The sequence below is a fragment of the Zavarzinia sp. genome (assembly GCF_049306435.1).
Lineage (GTDB): Bacteria > Pseudomonadota > Alphaproteobacteria > Zavarziniales > Zavarziniaceae > Zavarzinia.
The window spans coordinates 1-16,007 of record NZ_JBAQRT010000344.1 but is presented as its reverse complement, the minus strand read 5'-3'; the positions used below and the strand labels follow the sequence as shown (position 1 = coordinate 16,007).

The following is a 16,007-nucleotide window of genomic DNA, read 5'->3' as shown; positions in this document are numbered from 1 at the left end:
CCGCAGAACAGCTGGTTCATCACGGCGATCAGCGGCCGCGCCCGCTCGTCCGACAGCTGGTAGATCACCGATTTCGCCTCGCGCCGGCCGATGACGATGCCGGCTTCGCGCAGGATGCCCAGCTGTTGCGACAGGGTCGGCTGGCGAATGCCGAGCTGGGTCTCCAGTTCACCGACCGAGGCCTCGCCGTCCAGCAGATGGCAGACGATCATCAGCCGGTTGGCGTTGGCGAGAACCTTCAGGAACTCCGCCGCGCTGTCGGCCATGGGCAGCAGTTCATCGCCCTTGCGCCCGCCGCTCATCACCCGCGCCCCTTGCGGCCGCGCGGCGCCGGCTCGGGCACCACGGCGGCGCCGTAATACCAGTCGCGGCTGTCGGGCTGGGCCTTGCGCAGCCGTGCCTCGTCAAGCCCGACCGGCGGCGGCGCCAGCACGGAATCACCCTCGCGCCAGTCGGCGGGCACGGAACATTCGCTGCCCGATGCCGCCTGCAGGGCGGCGACGAGACGCAGCAGTTCATCGACCGAACGGCCAACCGCCATCGGGTAATACTGGATCGCCTGGACGACCCCGGCCGGATCGATGACGAAGACGGCGCGGATCGTCGCCGTCGTCGCCGCCCCGGGATGAACCATGCCGAAGGCACGGGAAATCACCAGCGAGACATCCTCGACGATGGGAAAGTCCACGGTTACACCGAATTTTTCCTCGATCGCCAGCACCCAGGCGATATGGGCGAACAGACTGTCGACCGAAAGGGCGACGAGTTCGCAGCCAAGGCGCTTGAAACGCTCGGCGGACCTCGCGAGGGCGACGAATTCCGAGGTGCAGACCGGGGTGAAATCGGCGGGATGGGACATCAGCACCAGCCAGCGGCCGCGATAATCCGACAGCGTCAGCGGCCCCCTGGTGGAACGAGCCTGGAAATCCGGGGCCAGTTCGCCGATCAGCGGCAAGCGATCGCAAATATCCTGCGGGGCAATGGGCGGTTCGGGCTGACCCGTCACGATGGTCGGAACTCCGGGAAGAGGTATATCGGAGTTATAGGCCCCCCGGCCCTTCAATTTCAATATTCGTTAAGTGATTAACCGACGGCGCCGCCCTTTGGGGGCAGGGGCGGATGGCGGCGCCGTCGTCCCGCCCTACTCACACATGTCCTCGAGGGCTTCGCGGTCCTCGATGACGATGGTGCGGGATTGGGGGATGGAGATGAGGCCGTCGGCCTGCAACTGGCTCAGGGTGCGCGACACGGTCTCGATGGTCAGGCTCAGGTAGTCGGCCATGTCCTGCCGGCTCATGGGCAGGTCCAGCCGCCGGTCGGCGTCCGCCCGCTCGACCATGTCGAGAAGGAAGCCGGCGACCCGTTCGCAGGCGCTCTTGTGGCTGAGCATGGCGACATGCTCCTGGCTGCGCTGCAGGCCCTGGACGGCGAGGCGGAACAGGGTCGTCGCGACATCGCCCTGGCGGGCCGCCGCCTCGTTCAGATGGGCGCGGCGAACGACGAGGATGGTGGCGCCGCCGAGGGCTTCGGCCGAGGCGCGGTGAGCGGCCCCCGCCTCCATGCCGAAATATTCACCGGCGAGGTGGAAGCCTTCGATCTGCCGGCGGCCATCGCGCAGGATGCGGTAGGTACGGACCCAGCCCGAGATCACCTTGTAGAGGCAATCCGCCTTCTCGCCCTGGCCGAAGATCTCGGCGCCCTTGGTGAAATGCATCAGCTGGCCGCCGTCGAGCGGCAGGTCGTCGTCGGTGACGACCGAGGTCTGCGGAAAGACCGCGAGGACGGCCGGGACGGTGTTCGGGGCGGTAAGGATCTGGCTGGTGGCGAACATCGGCGATTCCCTTTGGCTGTTGAGGAAAAGCTACCTGTCCGCGCGGCCGCGGGACATTCCGGGCGGGCGCATAAGGGGAACTACGTATGCCCCGTCATTGTTCTGGATCAATGGCAGGTCTGGCCTGATCTGTTGTCATATCCCCATGGATACCGCCGCTCTCACAAGCCGGGGCACCCCCATGCCCAATGACGCAAGGCCCAGGATCGTTGTCATCGAGGATGATGCCGCCCTCCTTGACGCCCTGTCCTTCGCGCTTGAGACCGAAGGCTACGCCACCCGCACCTACATGTCGGAAGCGGCGGTGCTGGCGGACGGCGAACTGGATCAGGTCCGCTGCTTCGTGATCGATTTCATGCTGGCCCCGATCGACGGCCTTGAGCTTCTGGCGGAATTGCGCCGACGCGGCGCCATCGCCCCCGCCATCCTGATCACCACCGAACCCGATGCGCGCTGCCGCCGCCGCGCGCGCCTGATGGGCGCCGCCATCGTCGAGAAACCGCTGATGACCGATGCCCTCAGTCAGAAGATCCGGTCGCTGATCTAGGCTTGCGGCGGCGCTGACCGGTAGCCTTCGGCTTGGCCGTCGGAACGTCCTTCGGGGCGACCCGGACCTGAAGGTGACCGCCTTCGGTCTGGCCGATCTCGAACGCATCGATGCTGCGCACGAGATCGCTCAATTTCTTGAAGCCATAGGTCCGCGAATCGAAATCCGGCGCCAGATTGGCCAGTTGCTTGCCGATCGCCCCCAGGGTGGCCCAGCCCTCGTCGCCTTCCTCCTGCGACAGGGCCTTGCGGATCAGGTCTTCGGCTGCCTTCGATGGGCGCGCCGCCTTGGCTTCGGCGGGACCAGCCCCGCCGAGCAGATTTTCCGTGTAGATGAAGCGCCGGCAGGCCTGGCGGAAACTTTCCGGCGTCTTCTGTTCGCCGAAGCCGAAGACGTCGACGCCCTGTTCGCGGATGCGCGAGGCGAGGCGGGTGAAATCGCTGTCGGACGAGACAAGGCAGAAACCGTCGAATCGGCCGCTGTGCAGCAGGTCCATGGCATCGATCACCAGGGTGATGTCGGAGGCGTTCTTGCCCGTCGTATAGGCGAACTGCTGCTGCGGCACGATGGCGTGGCGGGTCAGGATGTCGGCCCAACCCTTGGAGCGGGAGACCGAGAAATCGCCATAGATGCGGCGGACGCTGGCTTCGCCGATACGGGCGATTTCCTCGAACAGCCCGTCCGCGATCTTGGGCGAGGCATTGTCCGCGTCGATCAGCACGGCGAGCCGGGGCGAGCGGCCTTCCTGAGTCATGGTCATTCTTCCCGGTGCCGGAGGGGCAGCGGCGCTATCAGACGGCAGCGGCGCCCGATTTGTCCAGTGCCCGTTCCGCCAGCCAGTCGGCGACCCCGGCACGGATGGCGCCCAGCACCGCCGCGCCAATCGCTTCGCCGATGGCCGTGTGCAGCCCGGCATAGGCTGCCCGTAGCCCGGCCGCCGGGCAAGTCAGGACGATGCAGTCGGTTCCGGTCCCGGTGATCGGCGGCCGGTCGGGATCCGGGCGGTAATCGCCCTCGATGATCGCGAGGGTGCGGGCCTGCGCCGCCACCGACTGGGCTTCCAGCAGGGCGGCATCGTCGAGCCCTTGCGAGACATGAACCAGCATGTTGACCGTGCCGTATCCGGGCGGCCGCGCATGACGCCGACGCCCCACCCGCTCGCCATTGCCGAGACCGATCGTCGCGAGGCAGGCGGCGGCGACGCCCTCAACCTCGGCATGGCCTGTGAAATGGCGGCGAATATCGCGGGAGGTCATCATGGCGACGGCATCAAGCGCGCCAAGGGCCGCCAGTCCGTCCCGCAGCAACGCCAGGGGATCGACATCGGGGGTGAGGTCGGCATTCCGCACTTCGCGCCAGACCACGCGCCGCGCCTCCTGAAACCCGGGCCGGTGCGGCGCCCAGCTCAAGACTCGGCAAGGCCCGCCCAGATCGGCCACCAGCCAGGGCTGGCGGCACTCGATATGGAAGGGCAGCGAAATCAGCGGGTCGGAACCGGGTGCTCGCCCCGGTAGTCGTAGAAGCCGCGGCGGGACTTGCGCCCGAGCCAGCCGGCCTCGACATATTTCACCAGCAGGGGACAGGGCCGGTATTTGGAATCGGCCAGACCCTCGTGCAGCACCTGCATGATCGCGAGGCAGGTGTCGAGACCGATGAAGTCGGCCAGCTGCAGGGGACCCATGGGATGGTTGGCGCCGAGGCGCATGGCGGTATCGATCGCGTCGACCGAACCGACGCCCTCGTAGAGCGTATAGACCGCCTCGTTGATCATCGGCAGCAGGATACGGTTGACGATGAAGGCGGGGAAATCCTCGGCCGCGGTCGGCGTCTTGCCGATCGCCACGGCGAATTCGCGGATGGTCTGATAGGTGCTCTCGTCCGTGGCGATGCCCCGGATCAGCTCGACCAGTTTCATGACCGGCACCGGGTTCATGAAGTGAACGCCCATGAAGCGTTCCGGCCGGTCGGTGATCGCCGCGAGGCGGGTGATCGAGATCGACGAGGTGTTGCTCGCGATCAGCGCCGAATCCTTCAGCTTGGGACAGAGATTGGTGAAGATCTGCTTCTTCACCGCCTCGTTTTCCGAAGCCGCCTCGATCACGAGGTCGGAAACCCCGAGCTGGTCGAGACTGTCGGTCGGCATGATGCGCTTCAGGGCGACATCGCGGGCAGCTTCCGTGATGGTCCCCTTGGCCAGCTGGCGACCCAGGTTGCCCTGGATGACCTCGAGCGCGGCCTTGGCCCGCTCGAGGCTGACATCCATCAGGAACACATCGTAACCGGACAAGGCGCAGACATGGGCGATGCCATTGCCCATCTGGCCGGCACCGATGACACCGATCGTCTTGAGCGCCATTCCATCTACCCCGTCTGCTGTCCGCGTTACGATAAGCCTAACAAATAAGTCGCGTTACTTCGACAGTTCCGCTTCCAGCTCGGGCAGGGCCTTGAACAGGTCCGCGACGAGGCCGTAGTCGGCAACCTGGAAGATCGGCGCCTCTTCGTCCTTGTTGATGGCGACGATCACCTTCGAGTCCTTCATGCCGGCGAGGTGCTGGATGGCACCCGAAATCCCGACGGCGATGTAAAGCTCGGGGGCGACGATCTTGCCGGTCTGGCCGACCTGATAGTCGTTCGGCACGAAGCCGGCATCGACCGCGGCGCGCGAGGCACCGACGGCGGCTCCCAGCTTGTCGGCGATCTTGTCGAGCAGGTGGAAATTGTCACCCGACTGCATGCCACGACCGCCCGAAACGACGATGCGGGCCGCGGTCAGTTCGGGACGCTCCGACTTCGACAGCTCGGCGCCGACGAAGCTCGACAGGCCCGGATTGCCGGCGGCGGCGACCGCCTCGATCGGGGCCGAGCCGCTGGTGCCACCGGCCGGGAAGGCGGTGGTGCGGACGGTGATCACCTTCTTCGCATCCGACGACTGCACGGTCGCCAGGGCGTTGCCGGCATAGATCGGACGGACGAACGTATCGGCCGAGACGACCTTCACGATTTCCGAGATCTGCGCGACGTCGAGCAGCGCGGCGATGCGCGGCGTGACGTTCTTGCCCGAGGTGGTGGCGGGGGCGACGATATAGTCATAGGCGCCGGCCAGCGAGACCACGAGGGCGGCCAGCGGCTCGGCCAGACGATGGGCATAGGCCGCGTCGTCGGCGGTCAGCACCTTGGCCACGCCGTCGATCTTGGCGGCTTCGGCGGCGGCGGCGGCAACGCCTTCACCGGCGACCAGCACATGGACGTCGCCGCCGATGGCCTTGGTCGCGGTCACGGCATTCAGGGTCGCCGGCTTCAGGCCAGCGGCGTCATTTTCCGCAAGGACGAGAATCGCCATCTCAGATCACTCCCGCTTCGGTCTTCAGCTTGGCGACGAGGGTCGCGACGTCGGGCACCTTGATGCCGGCGGTGCGCTTCGGCGGCTCTTCGACCTTCAGGGTCTTCAGGCGCGGGGCGACGTCGACGCCGTAGTCGGCCGGGGTCTTCTCGGCCAGCGGCTTCTTCTTCGCCTTCATGATGTTGGGCAGCGAGGCATAGCGCGGCTCGTTCAGACGCAGGTCCGACGTGACGATCACCGGCAGCTTCAGGGTCAGGGTCTCGAGACCGCCGTCCACTTCGCGGGTGACGTCGGCCGAGCCGTCGCCGATCACGATCTTGGACGCGAAGGTCGCCTGACCCCAGCCGAGCAGCGCCGACAGCATCTGGCCGGTCTGGTTCGAATCGTCGTCGATCGCCTGCTTGCCGACGATGACGAGACCCGGCGCCTCTTCGGCGACGACGGCCTTCAGCAGCTTAGCCACGGCCAGCGGCTGCACGTCCTCATCGGTCTTGATCAGGATGCCGCGATCAGCACCCATGGCCAGCGCCGTGCGGATGGTTTCGGCCGCCTGCGCGGGGCCGATCGAGACCACGATCACCTCGGTCGCCTTGCCGGCTTCCTTGAGGCGAATAGCCTCTTCGACGGAGATCTCGTCGAAGGGGTTCATGGACATTTTTACGTTGGCGAGGTCGACGCCGGAATTGTCCGCCTTGACACGGATCTTCACGTTGTAATCGACCACCCGCTTAACGGGTACCAGGACCTTCATGGGAAATTCGCTCCGCCCTGTTCTCGAAAAACAGCTTCATGACCAGGACCACCCGGTCCCGGGGAAGCAGCAGGTGCCGACCTGCCGGCAACTGGCCGGGCGGCCCCCATACTGCGGCGCACCATATGAAGGGATGACAGTCCTGTCAACGAACCGCGATCCTCACTGGCGCATCACGGGACCCTTCGGCCTCCGAGGGCTGCATAGTGGCAGGGAATCCGCCGTTGGCAAGCGTGGGCCACGGACCTTGCCGCAATTCTCAGCGATTGGCGCCGGGCACCCACAGAACATCGGCCGCACCCTTGTCGTTCAGATGGCGGGCGAGCACGAACAGATGATCTGACAGGCGGTTGACATAGCGCAGCGCCGCCATGTTGATCGCTTCTTCCCCGGCCAGGGCGCTGATCGCCCGCTCGGCCCGGCGGGCCACGGTGCGGGACAGATGGGCGAAAGCCGCCGCCCGGCTGCCGCCCGGCAGGATGAAGGAGCGCAACGGCGGGATATCGGCGTTCATCGCGTCGATCTCGGTCTCCAGCCGCGTCACCTGGGCATCGACGATGCGAAGCGCGCCCTCGATTCCCTCCGGCGTCGCGAGGTCCGCCCCGAGGTCGAACAGATCGTTCTGGATCCGGCTCAGCATCGCATCGACGTCGGCGAGGCCGGCGGTTTCGAGCCGGATGAGACCGATCGTCGCATTCAACTCGTCCACCTCGCCGTAAGCGGCGACGCGGCTCGCGTGTTTCGCCACCCGGCTGCCGTCGACGAGGGAAGTCAGGCCCTTGTCGCCGCCCCGCGTGTAGATTTTGTCGAGCTTGACCATCAGGTCCTCCCGGCGAAATAGAGCGTGAGCAGCAAAAGGACGAGGGCGACGCCCTGCACGACGACGCGCAGCTGCATCAGCCTGTTGGAAAAGCGCCGGTCAGGTCCGCCGCGCAGCAGCGTGGTGATTCCCAAGGCGAGAATCACGACGAGCACGACCATGACAAGCGGCACGAGGAAGGCGAGGAATCCGGACATGATCGGCAGATATAACGCGCCGCCGGCCTCAGGGAAAGCGCCGCCGTCCTAACGGGCGAGTTCGGCGACCGCCGCTTCCATCCGGGCGATGTCGGCCGGCGCGGACAGACGGTGATCGGCGCCCTTGACCAGGGTCAGGGTGGCATCCGCGCTCTCGATCCGCGCCAGCAGTTCCGCCGACAGCGACCAGGGCACGTCCGTATCCTCGGTGCCATGGATCATGCGCACCGGACAGCGGATGGGGACAGGCCCGCCGAGAATCAGGTGATTCCGCCCCTCGTCCAGCAGGGTCCTGCGGATTTCATAGCCGGCCGGGTCGTAATCGGAGGGATCGACGATGAAACCATCCCGGGCGAGCGCCTCGCGCTGGGCCGGGGTCATCCGCCCCTCGATCAGGCGATGGGTGAAATCGGGCGCGGCGGCCAGGGTGACGAGGCCGGCGACCCGGTCCGGCCGCGCGATGGCGACGAGGCTGGCGATCCAGCCGCCCATGGACGAGCCGACGAGGACGACCGGCCCCCGCGCCACCTGGTCGAGGATGGCGAGCGCGTCATCCAGCCAGCCGCCGATGGTGCCATCGGCGAAGCGGCCCGAACTGGCGCCATGGCCCCCGTAGTCGAAACGGGTGAAGGCCCTTCCGGTTTCGCGGCAGAAGCGGTCGAGCGCCGTCGCCTTGGTTCCGGTCATGTCGGATTTGAAGCCACCGAGGAACAGGACGGCGGGTGATTTCCCTTTGCTAGTGTGATAGGCGATCGTCTTTCCGCCGCCTCGGGGCAGACGGTCGGGCATGGCGGATTCGGCAGGGGCATCGGCAGTCTTCATGAGCGATACATATACCGGCATCGAGGCGGATGCCACGTCGGCGCCCCGGGGCCGGTTGCCCCGCGTGCTTCAGGTGCTGCCCGCCCTCGCCGCGGGCGGGGTGGAGCGAACGGCGGTCGATGTCGCCGCTGGCCTCGTCGCCGCCGGGGTGGAAACCTTCGTCGCCTCGGAAGGCGGCCGGCTGGTCCATGACGTCGAGCGGGCGGGCGCCCGCCACATCACTCTGCCCCTCGCGACCAAGAACCCGTTCCGCATGAGGAGCAATGTCCGCCGCCTGCGCGAGGTGATCCGGGCCGAGGGGATCGAACTCGTGCACGCCCGCTCCCGCGCCCCGGCCTGGAGCGCGCGCGCCGCCGCCCGGGCCGAGGGCCTGCCCTTCGTCACGACCTATGCCGGGACCTATACCGAGAATTTCGCCGGCAAGCGCTATTACAACGGCATCATGGCGGCGGGCGACGCGGTGATCGCCAATTCCCACTTCATCGCCGCCCATGTGCTGGAGCGTTACCCCGAGGCCCGTGGCCGGCTGGTGACCATTCCGCGCGGCATCGACATCCACACCTTCGACCCCACCCGCGTCAGCCAGGAACGGGTCATCGCCATCGCCAGGGCGTGGCGGATGCCCGACGGCCTGCCCGTCGTCCTGATGCCCGGCCGCCTGACGCGCTGGAAGGGCCAGAGCTTCCTCGTCGAGGCGCTGGCCGCCCTCGGCCGGCAGGATATCGTCTGCTTCATCGTCGGCGACGATCAGGGCCGCAACAAGTACCGCGCCGAACTCGAGGACAAGATCCGCCACCTCGGTCTTGGCGGCGTGGTGCGCATCGTCGGCCATTGCCGCGACATGGCGGCGGCCTACATGCTGGCCGACGTCGTCGTCGCCCCCTCGCTGGAGCCGGAAGCCTTCGGCCGCATTCCGGTGGAAGCCCAGGCCATGGGCAAGCCGGTGGTGGCGACCGATCACGGCGGTTTCCGTGAAACCGTGTTGCCGGGGGAGACCGCCCTTCTCGTCCCGCCGGGCGATGTTCCCGCCCTGGCGACCGCGATCGGCGATGCCCTCGCCCTCGATCTCGACACGCGCCAGGCCATCGCCGCCCGTGGCCGCGAACATGTCGCCGCGGTCTGGACCGTGGAACACATGGTCGCCTCGACCCTCGACGTCTATCGCGGCCTGATGGCCGGACGCTGACTCCGGAGAATTCACCATTTCGGGTTTAATGACACCCGAAACAGATGAATATCACCACCCGATCCATTATGCCTCGACACATGGCCGGCGCCCGGCGCCCGCCCTGACCGAGGTTGCATTCCATGCGTCTTCCGCTGCTGCTCACGGCCCTGATCGCCGCCACCCCCGCCATCGCCGGGTCTTCCGGCCCCCATGGCCGATACATCATCGACGTTGACGCCACCTACCAGGCCCTCGTCGACGCCAAGGCGGCGACCGAGACCAGCCGCGGCACGCTGGAGCGGCAAAAAGAGCTGATTTTCCTCGATTTCACCGGCGATACGCTGTCCTTCGTCGCCGGCCCCAAACTGGGCGGCGGGGTCAAGGGCCGCTGCCGCTGGCGGCTGGACAAGGACCTGATCCTGACCGAAGCCTGCGGCCAGCCCGATGGACGCCCCTTTTCGGTGACCGGCCAGATCGGCTTCGATGCCGACTCCTGCACTTTGAGCGTCACCGGCAACGCCCCGGTTCCGATCCGCTATCGCGCCCAGTGACCACACACGCGCTTCGTATTGATAAATTGTCAATTTGGGGGCAATAACATCCTTATCGGGATGTTTTGGTTGCATTTCGGGATTATCCCCCGCGAACCCGCGGCCTAGGTTCGTCCGGGGATCGCGGCAGGAGTTTCAGTATGGCGTTTCAGGGCAGGAACAGGCGTGAACGCGGCGCGGCCGCCCTCTTGTTCGCGGTGGCGCTGCCGGTCCTGATCGCCATCGTCGCCATGGTCGTCGACCTCGGCTATGGCTATTATTCCCGACAGCGCCTGCAGGCCGCCCTCGATCTGGCCGCCATTTCCGCCGCGCGCGAACTGGACGGCTCGTCCGGCCAGCGCACCGCCGCCATCGCCGCCGCCAACAGGACGCTTCAGGACAATGGCTTCACGGCCGAGGCCGTCAATGTCTACGATTTTGGCGACTACAGCCGGGGGCGGCCGCTGGGCAGCCGCTTTTCCGCGATCGCCTCGGGCAACAGCGGCGTCAACGCCATCCGGCTCGAAGCCACCGACGATTCGCCCCGTTTCTTCGCCGGCATCGTCGGCGCGGATCCGATCGACGTCACCGTGCGCTCGACGGCGATGACCACCGGCCGCCATGCCACGGTGAAGATCGCGAGCGGCCTCGCCAATCTGAACGACGGCCTGCTCAATCTGATCCTCGGCGCCCTCCTCGGCGGCAACGTCAATCTCTCCGTCCTCGACTACAAGGGCCTCGTCGGCGCCAATGTCGAGTTGCTCGGCTTTCTCGACGAATATGCGATCCGGGTCGGCGCGGAGGTCGGCAATTACGACGAGCTGCTGCATGCCGATGCGTCCGTGCTGGGCGTGCTCGGCGTCGTCGCCGACATCGCCAAGAACGCCGCCAATGGCGATTCCAAGGCGGTTCGCCTTGGGGTCGGCCTCGGCGATGCCTTCCCCGGCATTTCCAAGCTGCCGCTGCTCGTCCTGTCCGACGTCAACGTGAAGCTGGGCGACCTGCTCGGCGTCGGCCTCGGCAACAATGCTTCCGGCCTGTCCGTGCCCGTCAATGTCTTCGACCTGATCACCGCCTCGATCCTGGCGGCTTCGACGCAGGAAAACGCCACCGGCCAGCACGCGGTGACGGTCAACCTCAGCACCTTCCTCGGCGCCTCGGTCGATGTCTCGATCGTCGAGCCGGCGCAGCCGCCCACCGGCTACCGCGTCATCACCGAAGACGACATCAGGACGGGCAACAACCTGCTGCGCACGTCGCAGATCCGCATCCTGCTGCGGGTCGACTGGAAAGGGCCGCTGTCCGGCGTCATCACCGTCGTCAATGGCCTGCTCGACATCCTGCAGGTCCTCGGCCTCGACGTCGACCTGCTGCCGACCTATGGCCTCCATGCCAACGACAATCTGTCGATCGGTATCAATGTCGCCCCGGCCCAGGCCCGCGTCACCAAACTCGGCTGCGAGCCCGATCGCGGCGAGGATCGCTATGTCGAGATGGATGTCGATACCGGCCTCGTCTCGGCCCATGTCGGCCAGATCGACCGCGCCGCCTTCCTGTCGAACAGCGCCGCCGCCCATGCCGATACCTTCAACGTGCTCGGCCTCTATTACAATCTCTGGGGCCTGATCAATCCGCCGATCGACATTCTCACTGTCGGCCTTGGCGTGAACCTGACCGTCGGCGGGCCGACCGCGCGGCCTTCGGTCAAGGCGTCGGACGCTCTCGACCAGCCCGCCTTCGCCGACATCGCCGCCCTCTTCGACGAGCCGGGGCACGAGCCGGACAGCGCCGCCTTCCCCAGCGGCGTCACCATCGGCACCAACAAGATCATCACGACCCTGGGCAAATCCCTGCGCGACGCCCTCGGCCTGCAGCTCGGCGGCTATCTCGGCACCTATGTGTTGCAGCCCCTGGTCGATCTCGTCACCTTCATCGTCGGCGATGTCCTGATCGGCATGGTGCTGGGCCCCATTCTCGACGTGATCGTCGATTTCCTGCTGGATGTCCTCGGCATCAATGTCGGCACGGCGGAGGTCGCCGTGATCGACCTCGAATGCGGCTCACCCAGGCTGGTCGCGCCCTGATCCTGCCGCGGGTCTGGCTTTTCCGCTTCCGCGAGGCAATGATCGTGCCCCCGGAAGCGGAGCGCCGAGACCCATGACCGATACCGCCGAGAATGCCCCCGGCTTTCGCTTCGACAACAGCTATGCCCGGCTGCCGGAGCGGTTCCATGCCAGGCTGGACCCGACGCCCGTATCCACCCCCGGCCTGATCCGGGTCAATCATGCCCTCGCCATCGAACTCGGCCTCGACGCCGACGCCCTCGCCGCCTCGTCCGACATTCTCGCCGGCAACCGCGTGCCCCAGGGGGCGGAGCCGCTGGCGCAGGCCTATGCCGGCCACCAGTTCGGCAATTTCGTGCCCCAGCTTGGCGATGGCCGCGCCATCCTCCTCGGCGAGGTGATCGACCGCGAGGGGCGTCGCCGCGACATCCAGCTGAAGGGCTCCGGCCCCACCCCCTTCTCGCGCAACGGCGACGGCAGGGCCGCGCTCGGCCCGGTTCTTCGCGAATTCATCGTCTCGGAAGCGATGCACGCCCTCGGCATTCCGACGACGCGGGCGCTGGCCGCCGTCACCACCGGCGAATTCGTCCGGCGCGACCGGATGCTGCCCGGCGCCGTGCTGACCCGCGTCGCCGCCTCCCACATCAGGGTCGGCACCTTCCAGTATTTCGCCGTGCGCGGCGATCTCGAGGCCCTGCGCCTGCTGGTCGATCATGTGATCGCGCGGCATTATCCGGATCTCGCCGATGTGGAAAATCCCGCCCTCGCCCTTCTCGGCGCCGTCGCGGAACGTCAGGCATCGCTCGTGGCGCGCTGGATGCATGTCGGCTTCATCCACGGCGTGATGAATACCGACAATGTCACCGTCTCGGGCGAGACCATCGACTTCGGCCCCTGCGCCTTCATGGAAGCCTTCAACGTCAACACGGTCTTCAGTTCGATCGACGAACAGGGCCGCTATGCCTTCGGCAATCAGGGCGGCATCGCCAACTGGAACATCGCCCGTTTCGCCGAGACCCTGCTGCCCCTGATCGACGACGACGCGGACAAGGCGATCGCCGCCGCAACCGGGGTGGTGCAGGACTTCGGCGCCCGGTTCCGCGACCACTGGCTGGGCGGGATGCGCGCGAAACTGGGCCTCGCCACGGCCGAGGACGGCGACCTCGCCCTCGTTCAGGCGCTGCTGGCGGCGATGCAGCAGAATGGCGCCGATTACACATTGACCTTCCGCCGCCTCGCCAGCCTGCTCGGCGGCGGAGATGTCCCGCGCGATCTCTTCATCGACCCCACCGCCTTCGACGCCTGGGCGGAAGGCTGGCACGCCCGCCTCGACCGCGAAGGACGGACGCCGGCCGAGGTCGCCGCCGCGATGGGCGCCGTCAATCCCGCCTTCATCCCGCGCAATCACCGGGTCGAACAGGCCATCGTGGCGGCGGAGCGCGGCGGCGATTTTACCCCTTTCGAGCGCCTGATGGCCATCCTCGCCCGGCCTTTCGACGACCAGCCCGATGCCGCCGACTTCGCCGAACCCGCGCCCCCGGGCGAGGAAGTCCGCCAGACCTTCTGCGGGACCTGAGACCTTGAGCCGCTTTCGCTTCATCCATGCCGCCGACATCCATCTGGACAGCCCCCTGCGCGGGCTGGAAGCCGACCCGGATGCCCCGGCCGGCCAGATCCGCCAGGCGACAAGGGCGGCCTTCCGCAACCTGATCGATCTCGCGATCGACGAGACGGCGGCCTTCGTCCTCATCGCCGGCGATCTTTATGACGGCGACTGGCAGGATTACCGCACCGGGCTTTTCCTCGTCGAGGAGGCGGCGCGCCTCGGCCGGGCCGGCATTCCGCTGTTCCTGCTTTACGGCAATCACGATGCCGCCAGCATCATCACCCGCCACCTGCGCCTGCCGGACAACACAAAGGTTTTCTCCGCCGCGAAGCCCGAGAGTTTCATCCTGGACGACCATGCCGTCGCCCTGCACGGCCGCAGTTTCCCGACCCGGGCCGTAACCGAGGACCTGACCCTCGCCTATCCGCCGCCGCTGCCCGGTCACCTGAACATCGGCCTGCTGCACACCGCTCTCGGCAACCGGGACCATGACGATTACGCCCCGACGACGGCGGACGCGCTGGTCGCGCAAGGTTACGACTATTGGGCGCTCGGCCATGTTCATGCCCGCGCCCATGTCCTGGCCGCGCCCTGCCACATCGTCTTTCCCGGCAATCTTCAGGGCCGCCATGTCAAGGAGACCGGCGCCAAGGGTGCCAGCCTGGTCACGGTCGAGGACGGGCGGATTCAATCGGTCGAACACCGTGCGCTCGACGTGCTGCGCTGGGCGCGGCCCGTGGTCGACCTGTCGCCCGCCGCCGACATCGACGGGGCGCTGGCCCTCGTCGGCCGGGCGATCGCGGCCGAACTGGACGCCGCCGACGGCCGTCCGGTCGCGCTGCGCCTTCACTTGACCGGCCGCACCGCCGCGCATGGCCATTTGACGACACGGCCCGAGGATTTCCGCCAGCAGGTGATCGCCGAAGGGCGTCACCACGGCGCCGGGCGGGTCTGGCTCGAATCCTTACGTAACGAAACCCGGCCCCCGGCCGATCCCGCCCTGCTGGCGGAACGGCCCGATGTAACCGGCCGCCTTGCCCGCATCATCGCCGAGATCGCCGCCGCGCCACCGCCCGGGCTTCTCGGCGATTATCCCGAGCGCCTGCGCGAGCGGCTGCGCGCCGTCGAGATCCCCGCCGAGCACATCCTGGCGACCGGGCCGGACGAGGCCACGATGGCGCGGCTTCAGGCCATGGTCCTGGCCGCCCTGGCGGAAGGCTGACCCCATGCGTATCGCCCGCCTCCGGCTCGAGAATTACGGCCCCTTCGAAGCCCGCGACCTTGCCTTCGACACGCGGCCCGGCACGGTCAATCTGGTGATCGCGCCCAATGGCGCCGGCAAGTCCGTGCTGCGCCAGGCCCTGCGCGATTTCGTCTTCGGCATTCCGGGCCAGAGCCCGATGAGTTTCCGCTTCGGTTACAAGGGGATGCGCCTTCTCGCCGATGTCGTCGATGCGGACGGCACCGCCATCAGCCTCGGCCGGCGCAAGGGCCGGGGCCATACGCTGATCGGCGCGGACGGGGCGGATGTGCCGGAAGCCCTGCTGTCCCGTCTGACCGGCGGCGCGGACGATGCCCTGTTCCAGCGCCTGTTTTCCCTCGACACCCATCTGCTCCGGGTCGGCGGCGAAGCCCTGATCGCCACCGGCGGTGAGATCAATGACGCGGTTTTCGCCGCGGGCGGCGGCACGCTGCAGATCCGCGGCATCCGCGAAGCCTTCGAGAAGGCGCGGGACGACATCGCCCCCGCCCGCCTGACCGCCACCAAGCCCTTCTATCTCGCCCTCGAGGACCAGAAGACGGCAAGCGCCGACCTGAAGCATGATCTGGTCCGGCCCGAGGACTGGCGCCGTCAGCAGGCCGACCGGGCCGCCACCGCCGCCCGTCTGACCGAAATCCGCGAAGCGCAGGGCCATGTCCGCGTCGAGGTCGAGAAACTGAACCGCATCCGCCGGGTCCGGCCCTGGCTGGAACAGCACCGCCTGGCCGTCGCCGCCCTCGCCCCCGTCGCCGATCATCCGGCCCTGCCCGCCGGTCTCGACAAGGACTGGCAAAGGGCCGGCGATGCTCTCGCCGCCGCCGAAGCCCAGCTGGCGACCCGGCAGGAGGAACTGACCCTGCTTCAGGCGAGGGCCACCGAACTGCGGCCGGATCAGGCCCTGCTCGCCGAGGCGGAGGCGATCGACGACATGCACCGGACCCTCGGCGAAGTCGGCGGCGATCACCGCGACCTGCCGCGCGTCGCCGCGGCCGAACAGGCCTCGGCCGATCTCGTCGCCGCGCTGGAACGGGACCTTGGTCTTGCGCCCGGTGCCGCCCTGCCGTCGCC

Annotated in this window: 18 protein-coding genes; 7 read left to right on the top strand and 11 right to left on the bottom strand. The window is 67.5% G+C overall.

The window, feature by feature from the left end:
* The 3 genes from WAZ62_RS20115 to WAZ62_RS20105 form a co-directional block, all read right to left on the bottom strand.
* On the bottom strand, window positions 1-302 hold a 302-nt coding region (locus WAZ62_RS20115), incomplete at its 3' end, for an ArsR/SmtB family transcription factor (RefSeq protein WP_422645322.1).
* On the bottom strand, window positions 302-1,006 hold the full coding sequence (locus WAZ62_RS20110) for a peroxiredoxin (protein ID WP_422645321.1): 705 nt from the start codon (window positions 1,004-1,006) through the stop codon (window positions 302-304). The genes WAZ62_RS20115 and WAZ62_RS20110, both read right to left, overlap by 1 nt.
* A gap of 135 nt (window positions 1,007-1,141) precedes the next feature.
* Window positions 1,142-1,831, bottom strand: coding sequence for a helix-turn-helix domain-containing protein (locus tag WAZ62_RS20105; protein WP_422645320.1), 690 nt, complete (start codon window positions 1,829-1,831; stop codon window positions 1,142-1,144).
* A 181-nt stretch (window positions 1,832-2,012) separates the two neighbouring features.
* Here WAZ62_RS20105 and WAZ62_RS20100 point away from each other — a divergent pair, with 181 nt between their 5' ends.
* Window positions 2,013-2,378 carry a response regulator gene (locus WAZ62_RS20100; protein WP_422645319.1) on the top strand — a complete coding sequence of 122 codons (366 nt, stop codon included), beginning with the start codon at window positions 2,013-2,015 and terminating at the stop codon, window positions 2,376-2,378.
* Here WAZ62_RS20100 and WAZ62_RS20095 read toward each other — a convergent pair.
* From WAZ62_RS20095 to WAZ62_RS20060, 8 genes are all read right to left on the bottom strand, one after another.
* On the bottom strand, window positions 2,350-3,132 hold the full coding sequence (locus WAZ62_RS20095) for an NYN domain-containing protein (RefSeq protein ID WP_422645318.1): 783 nt from the start codon (window positions 3,130-3,132) through the stop codon (window positions 2,350-2,352). The genes WAZ62_RS20100 and WAZ62_RS20095 overlap by 29 nt on opposite strands.
* Before the next feature lie 37 nt (window positions 3,133-3,169).
* On the bottom strand, window positions 3,170-3,817 hold the full coding sequence (locus WAZ62_RS20090; protein ID WP_422645317.1) for an adenosylcobinamide amidohydrolase: 648 nt from the start codon (window positions 3,815-3,817) through the stop codon (window positions 3,170-3,172).
* A 41-nt stretch (window positions 3,818-3,858) separates the two neighbouring features.
* Entirely contained in the window at window positions 3,859-4,734 is an 876-nt protein-coding gene (locus WAZ62_RS20085) for a 3-hydroxybutyryl-CoA dehydrogenase (RefSeq protein WP_422645316.1), read from the bottom strand.
* 54 nt (window positions 4,735-4,788) lie between these two features.
* On the bottom strand, window positions 4,789-5,721 hold the full coding sequence (locus WAZ62_RS20080; RefSeq protein ID WP_422645315.1) for an electron transfer flavoprotein subunit alpha/FixB family protein: 933 nt from the start codon (window positions 5,719-5,721) through the stop codon (window positions 4,789-4,791).
* A 1-nt stretch (window position 5,722) separates the two neighbouring features.
* Complete coding sequence (locus WAZ62_RS20075; RefSeq protein ID WP_422645314.1) at window positions 5,723-6,472, bottom strand: electron transfer flavoprotein subunit beta/FixA family protein; 750 nt, start codon at window positions 6,470-6,472, stop codon at window positions 5,723-5,725.
* A gap of 259 nt (window positions 6,473-6,731) precedes the next feature.
* Window positions 6,732-7,292 (bottom strand): cob(I)yrinic acid a,c-diamide adenosyltransferase, encoded by a 561-nt coding sequence (locus WAZ62_RS20070; protein ID WP_422645313.1) that lies wholly within the window; start codon window positions 7,290-7,292, stop codon window positions 6,732-6,734.
* The gene (locus WAZ62_RS20065; protein WP_422645312.1) at window positions 7,292-7,489 is read right to left on the bottom strand and encodes a twin transmembrane helix small protein; all 198 of its coding nucleotides are present in this window, start codon (window positions 7,487-7,489) and stop codon (window positions 7,292-7,294) included. Before WAZ62_RS20065 ends, WAZ62_RS20070 begins: the two co-directional genes overlap by 1 nt.
* Window positions 7,490-7,537: 48 nt before the next feature.
* Window positions 7,538-8,176 carry an alpha/beta hydrolase gene (locus WAZ62_RS20060; RefSeq protein WP_422645311.1) on the bottom strand — a complete coding sequence of 213 codons (639 nt, stop codon included), beginning with the start codon at window positions 8,174-8,176 and terminating at the stop codon, window positions 7,538-7,540.
* 133 nt (window positions 8,177-8,309) lie between these two features.
* Between WAZ62_RS20060 and WAZ62_RS20055 the strand changes: the two genes are divergently transcribed.
* The 6 genes from WAZ62_RS20055 to WAZ62_RS20030 all read left to right on the top strand — a co-directional run.
* On the top strand, window positions 8,310-9,497 hold the full coding sequence (locus WAZ62_RS20055; protein WP_422645310.1) for a glycosyltransferase family 4 protein: 1,188 nt from the start codon (window positions 8,310-8,312) through the stop codon (window positions 9,495-9,497).
* 122 nt (window positions 9,498-9,619) lie between these two features.
* Window positions 9,620-10,030 (top strand): hypothetical protein, encoded by a 411-nt coding sequence (locus WAZ62_RS20050; protein ID WP_422645309.1) that lies wholly within the window; start codon window positions 9,620-9,622, stop codon window positions 10,028-10,030.
* A 140-nt stretch (window positions 10,031-10,170) separates the two neighbouring features.
* Window positions 10,171-12,093 carry a pilus assembly protein TadG-related protein gene (locus WAZ62_RS20045; RefSeq protein WP_422645308.1) on the top strand — a complete coding sequence of 641 codons (1,923 nt, stop codon included), beginning with the start codon at window positions 10,171-10,173 and terminating at the stop codon, window positions 12,091-12,093.
* Window positions 12,094-12,166: 73 nt separating this feature from the next.
* Complete coding sequence (locus tag WAZ62_RS20040) at window positions 12,167-13,648, top strand: protein adenylyltransferase SelO (RefSeq protein WP_422645307.1); 1,482 nt, start codon at window positions 12,167-12,169, stop codon at window positions 13,646-13,648.
* A 4-nt stretch (window positions 13,649-13,652) separates the two neighbouring features.
* Window positions 13,653-14,900, top strand: a complete 1,248-nt coding sequence (locus WAZ62_RS20035) for a metallophosphoesterase family protein (RefSeq protein WP_422645306.1) — start codon at window positions 13,653-13,655, stop codon at window positions 14,898-14,900.
* Window positions 14,901-14,904: 4 nt separating this feature from the next.
* The coding region (locus WAZ62_RS20030) for an AAA family ATPase (protein ID WP_422645305.1) at window positions 14,905-16,007 on the top strand (1,103 nt) is incomplete at its 3' end.

Excerpts from the sequence above, each read along its gene's own strand:
- WAZ62_RS20105 (WP_422645320.1), bottom strand. The coding sequence starts at position 1,831 with ATGTTCGCCACCAGCCAGATCCTTACCGCCCCGAACACCGTCCCGGCC.
- WAZ62_RS20100 (WP_422645319.1), top strand. The coding sequence starts at position 2,013 with ATGCCCAATGACGCAAGGCCCAGGATCGTTGTCATCGAGGATGATGCC.
- WAZ62_RS20095 (WP_422645318.1), bottom strand. The coding sequence starts at position 3,132 with ATGACTCAGGAAGGCCGCTCGCCCCGGCTCGCCGTGCTGATCGACGCG.
- WAZ62_RS20085 (WP_422645316.1), bottom strand. The coding sequence starts at position 4,734 with ATGGCGCTCAAGACGATCGGTGTCATCGGTGCCGGCCAGATGGGCAAT.
- WAZ62_RS20080 (WP_422645315.1), bottom strand. The coding sequence starts at position 5,721 with ATGGCGATTCTCGTCCTTGCGGAAAATGACGCCGCTGGCCTGAAGCCG.
- WAZ62_RS20075 (WP_422645314.1), bottom strand. The coding sequence starts at position 6,472 with ATGAAGGTCCTGGTACCCGTTAAGCGGGTGGTCGATTACAACGTGAAG.
- WAZ62_RS20070 (WP_422645313.1), bottom strand. The coding sequence starts at position 7,292 with ATGGTCAAGCTCGACAAAATCTACACGCGGGGCGGCGACAAGGGCCTG.
- WAZ62_RS20065 (WP_422645312.1), bottom strand. The coding sequence starts at position 7,489 with ATGTCCGGATTCCTCGCCTTCCTCGTGCCGCTTGTCATGGTCGTGCTC.
- WAZ62_RS20060 (WP_422645311.1), bottom strand. The coding sequence starts at position 8,176 with ATGACCGGAACCAAGGCGACGGCGCTCGACCGCTTCTGCCGCGAAACC.
- WAZ62_RS20055 (WP_422645310.1), top strand. The coding sequence starts at position 8,310 with ATGAGCGATACATATACCGGCATCGAGGCGGATGCCACGTCGGCGCCC.
- WAZ62_RS20050 (WP_422645309.1), top strand. The coding sequence starts at position 9,620 with ATGCGTCTTCCGCTGCTGCTCACGGCCCTGATCGCCGCCACCCCCGCC.
- WAZ62_RS20045 (WP_422645308.1), top strand. The coding sequence starts at position 10,171 with ATGGCGTTTCAGGGCAGGAACAGGCGTGAACGCGGCGCGGCCGCCCTC.
- WAZ62_RS20040 (WP_422645307.1), top strand. The coding sequence starts at position 12,167 with ATGACCGATACCGCCGAGAATGCCCCCGGCTTTCGCTTCGACAACAGC.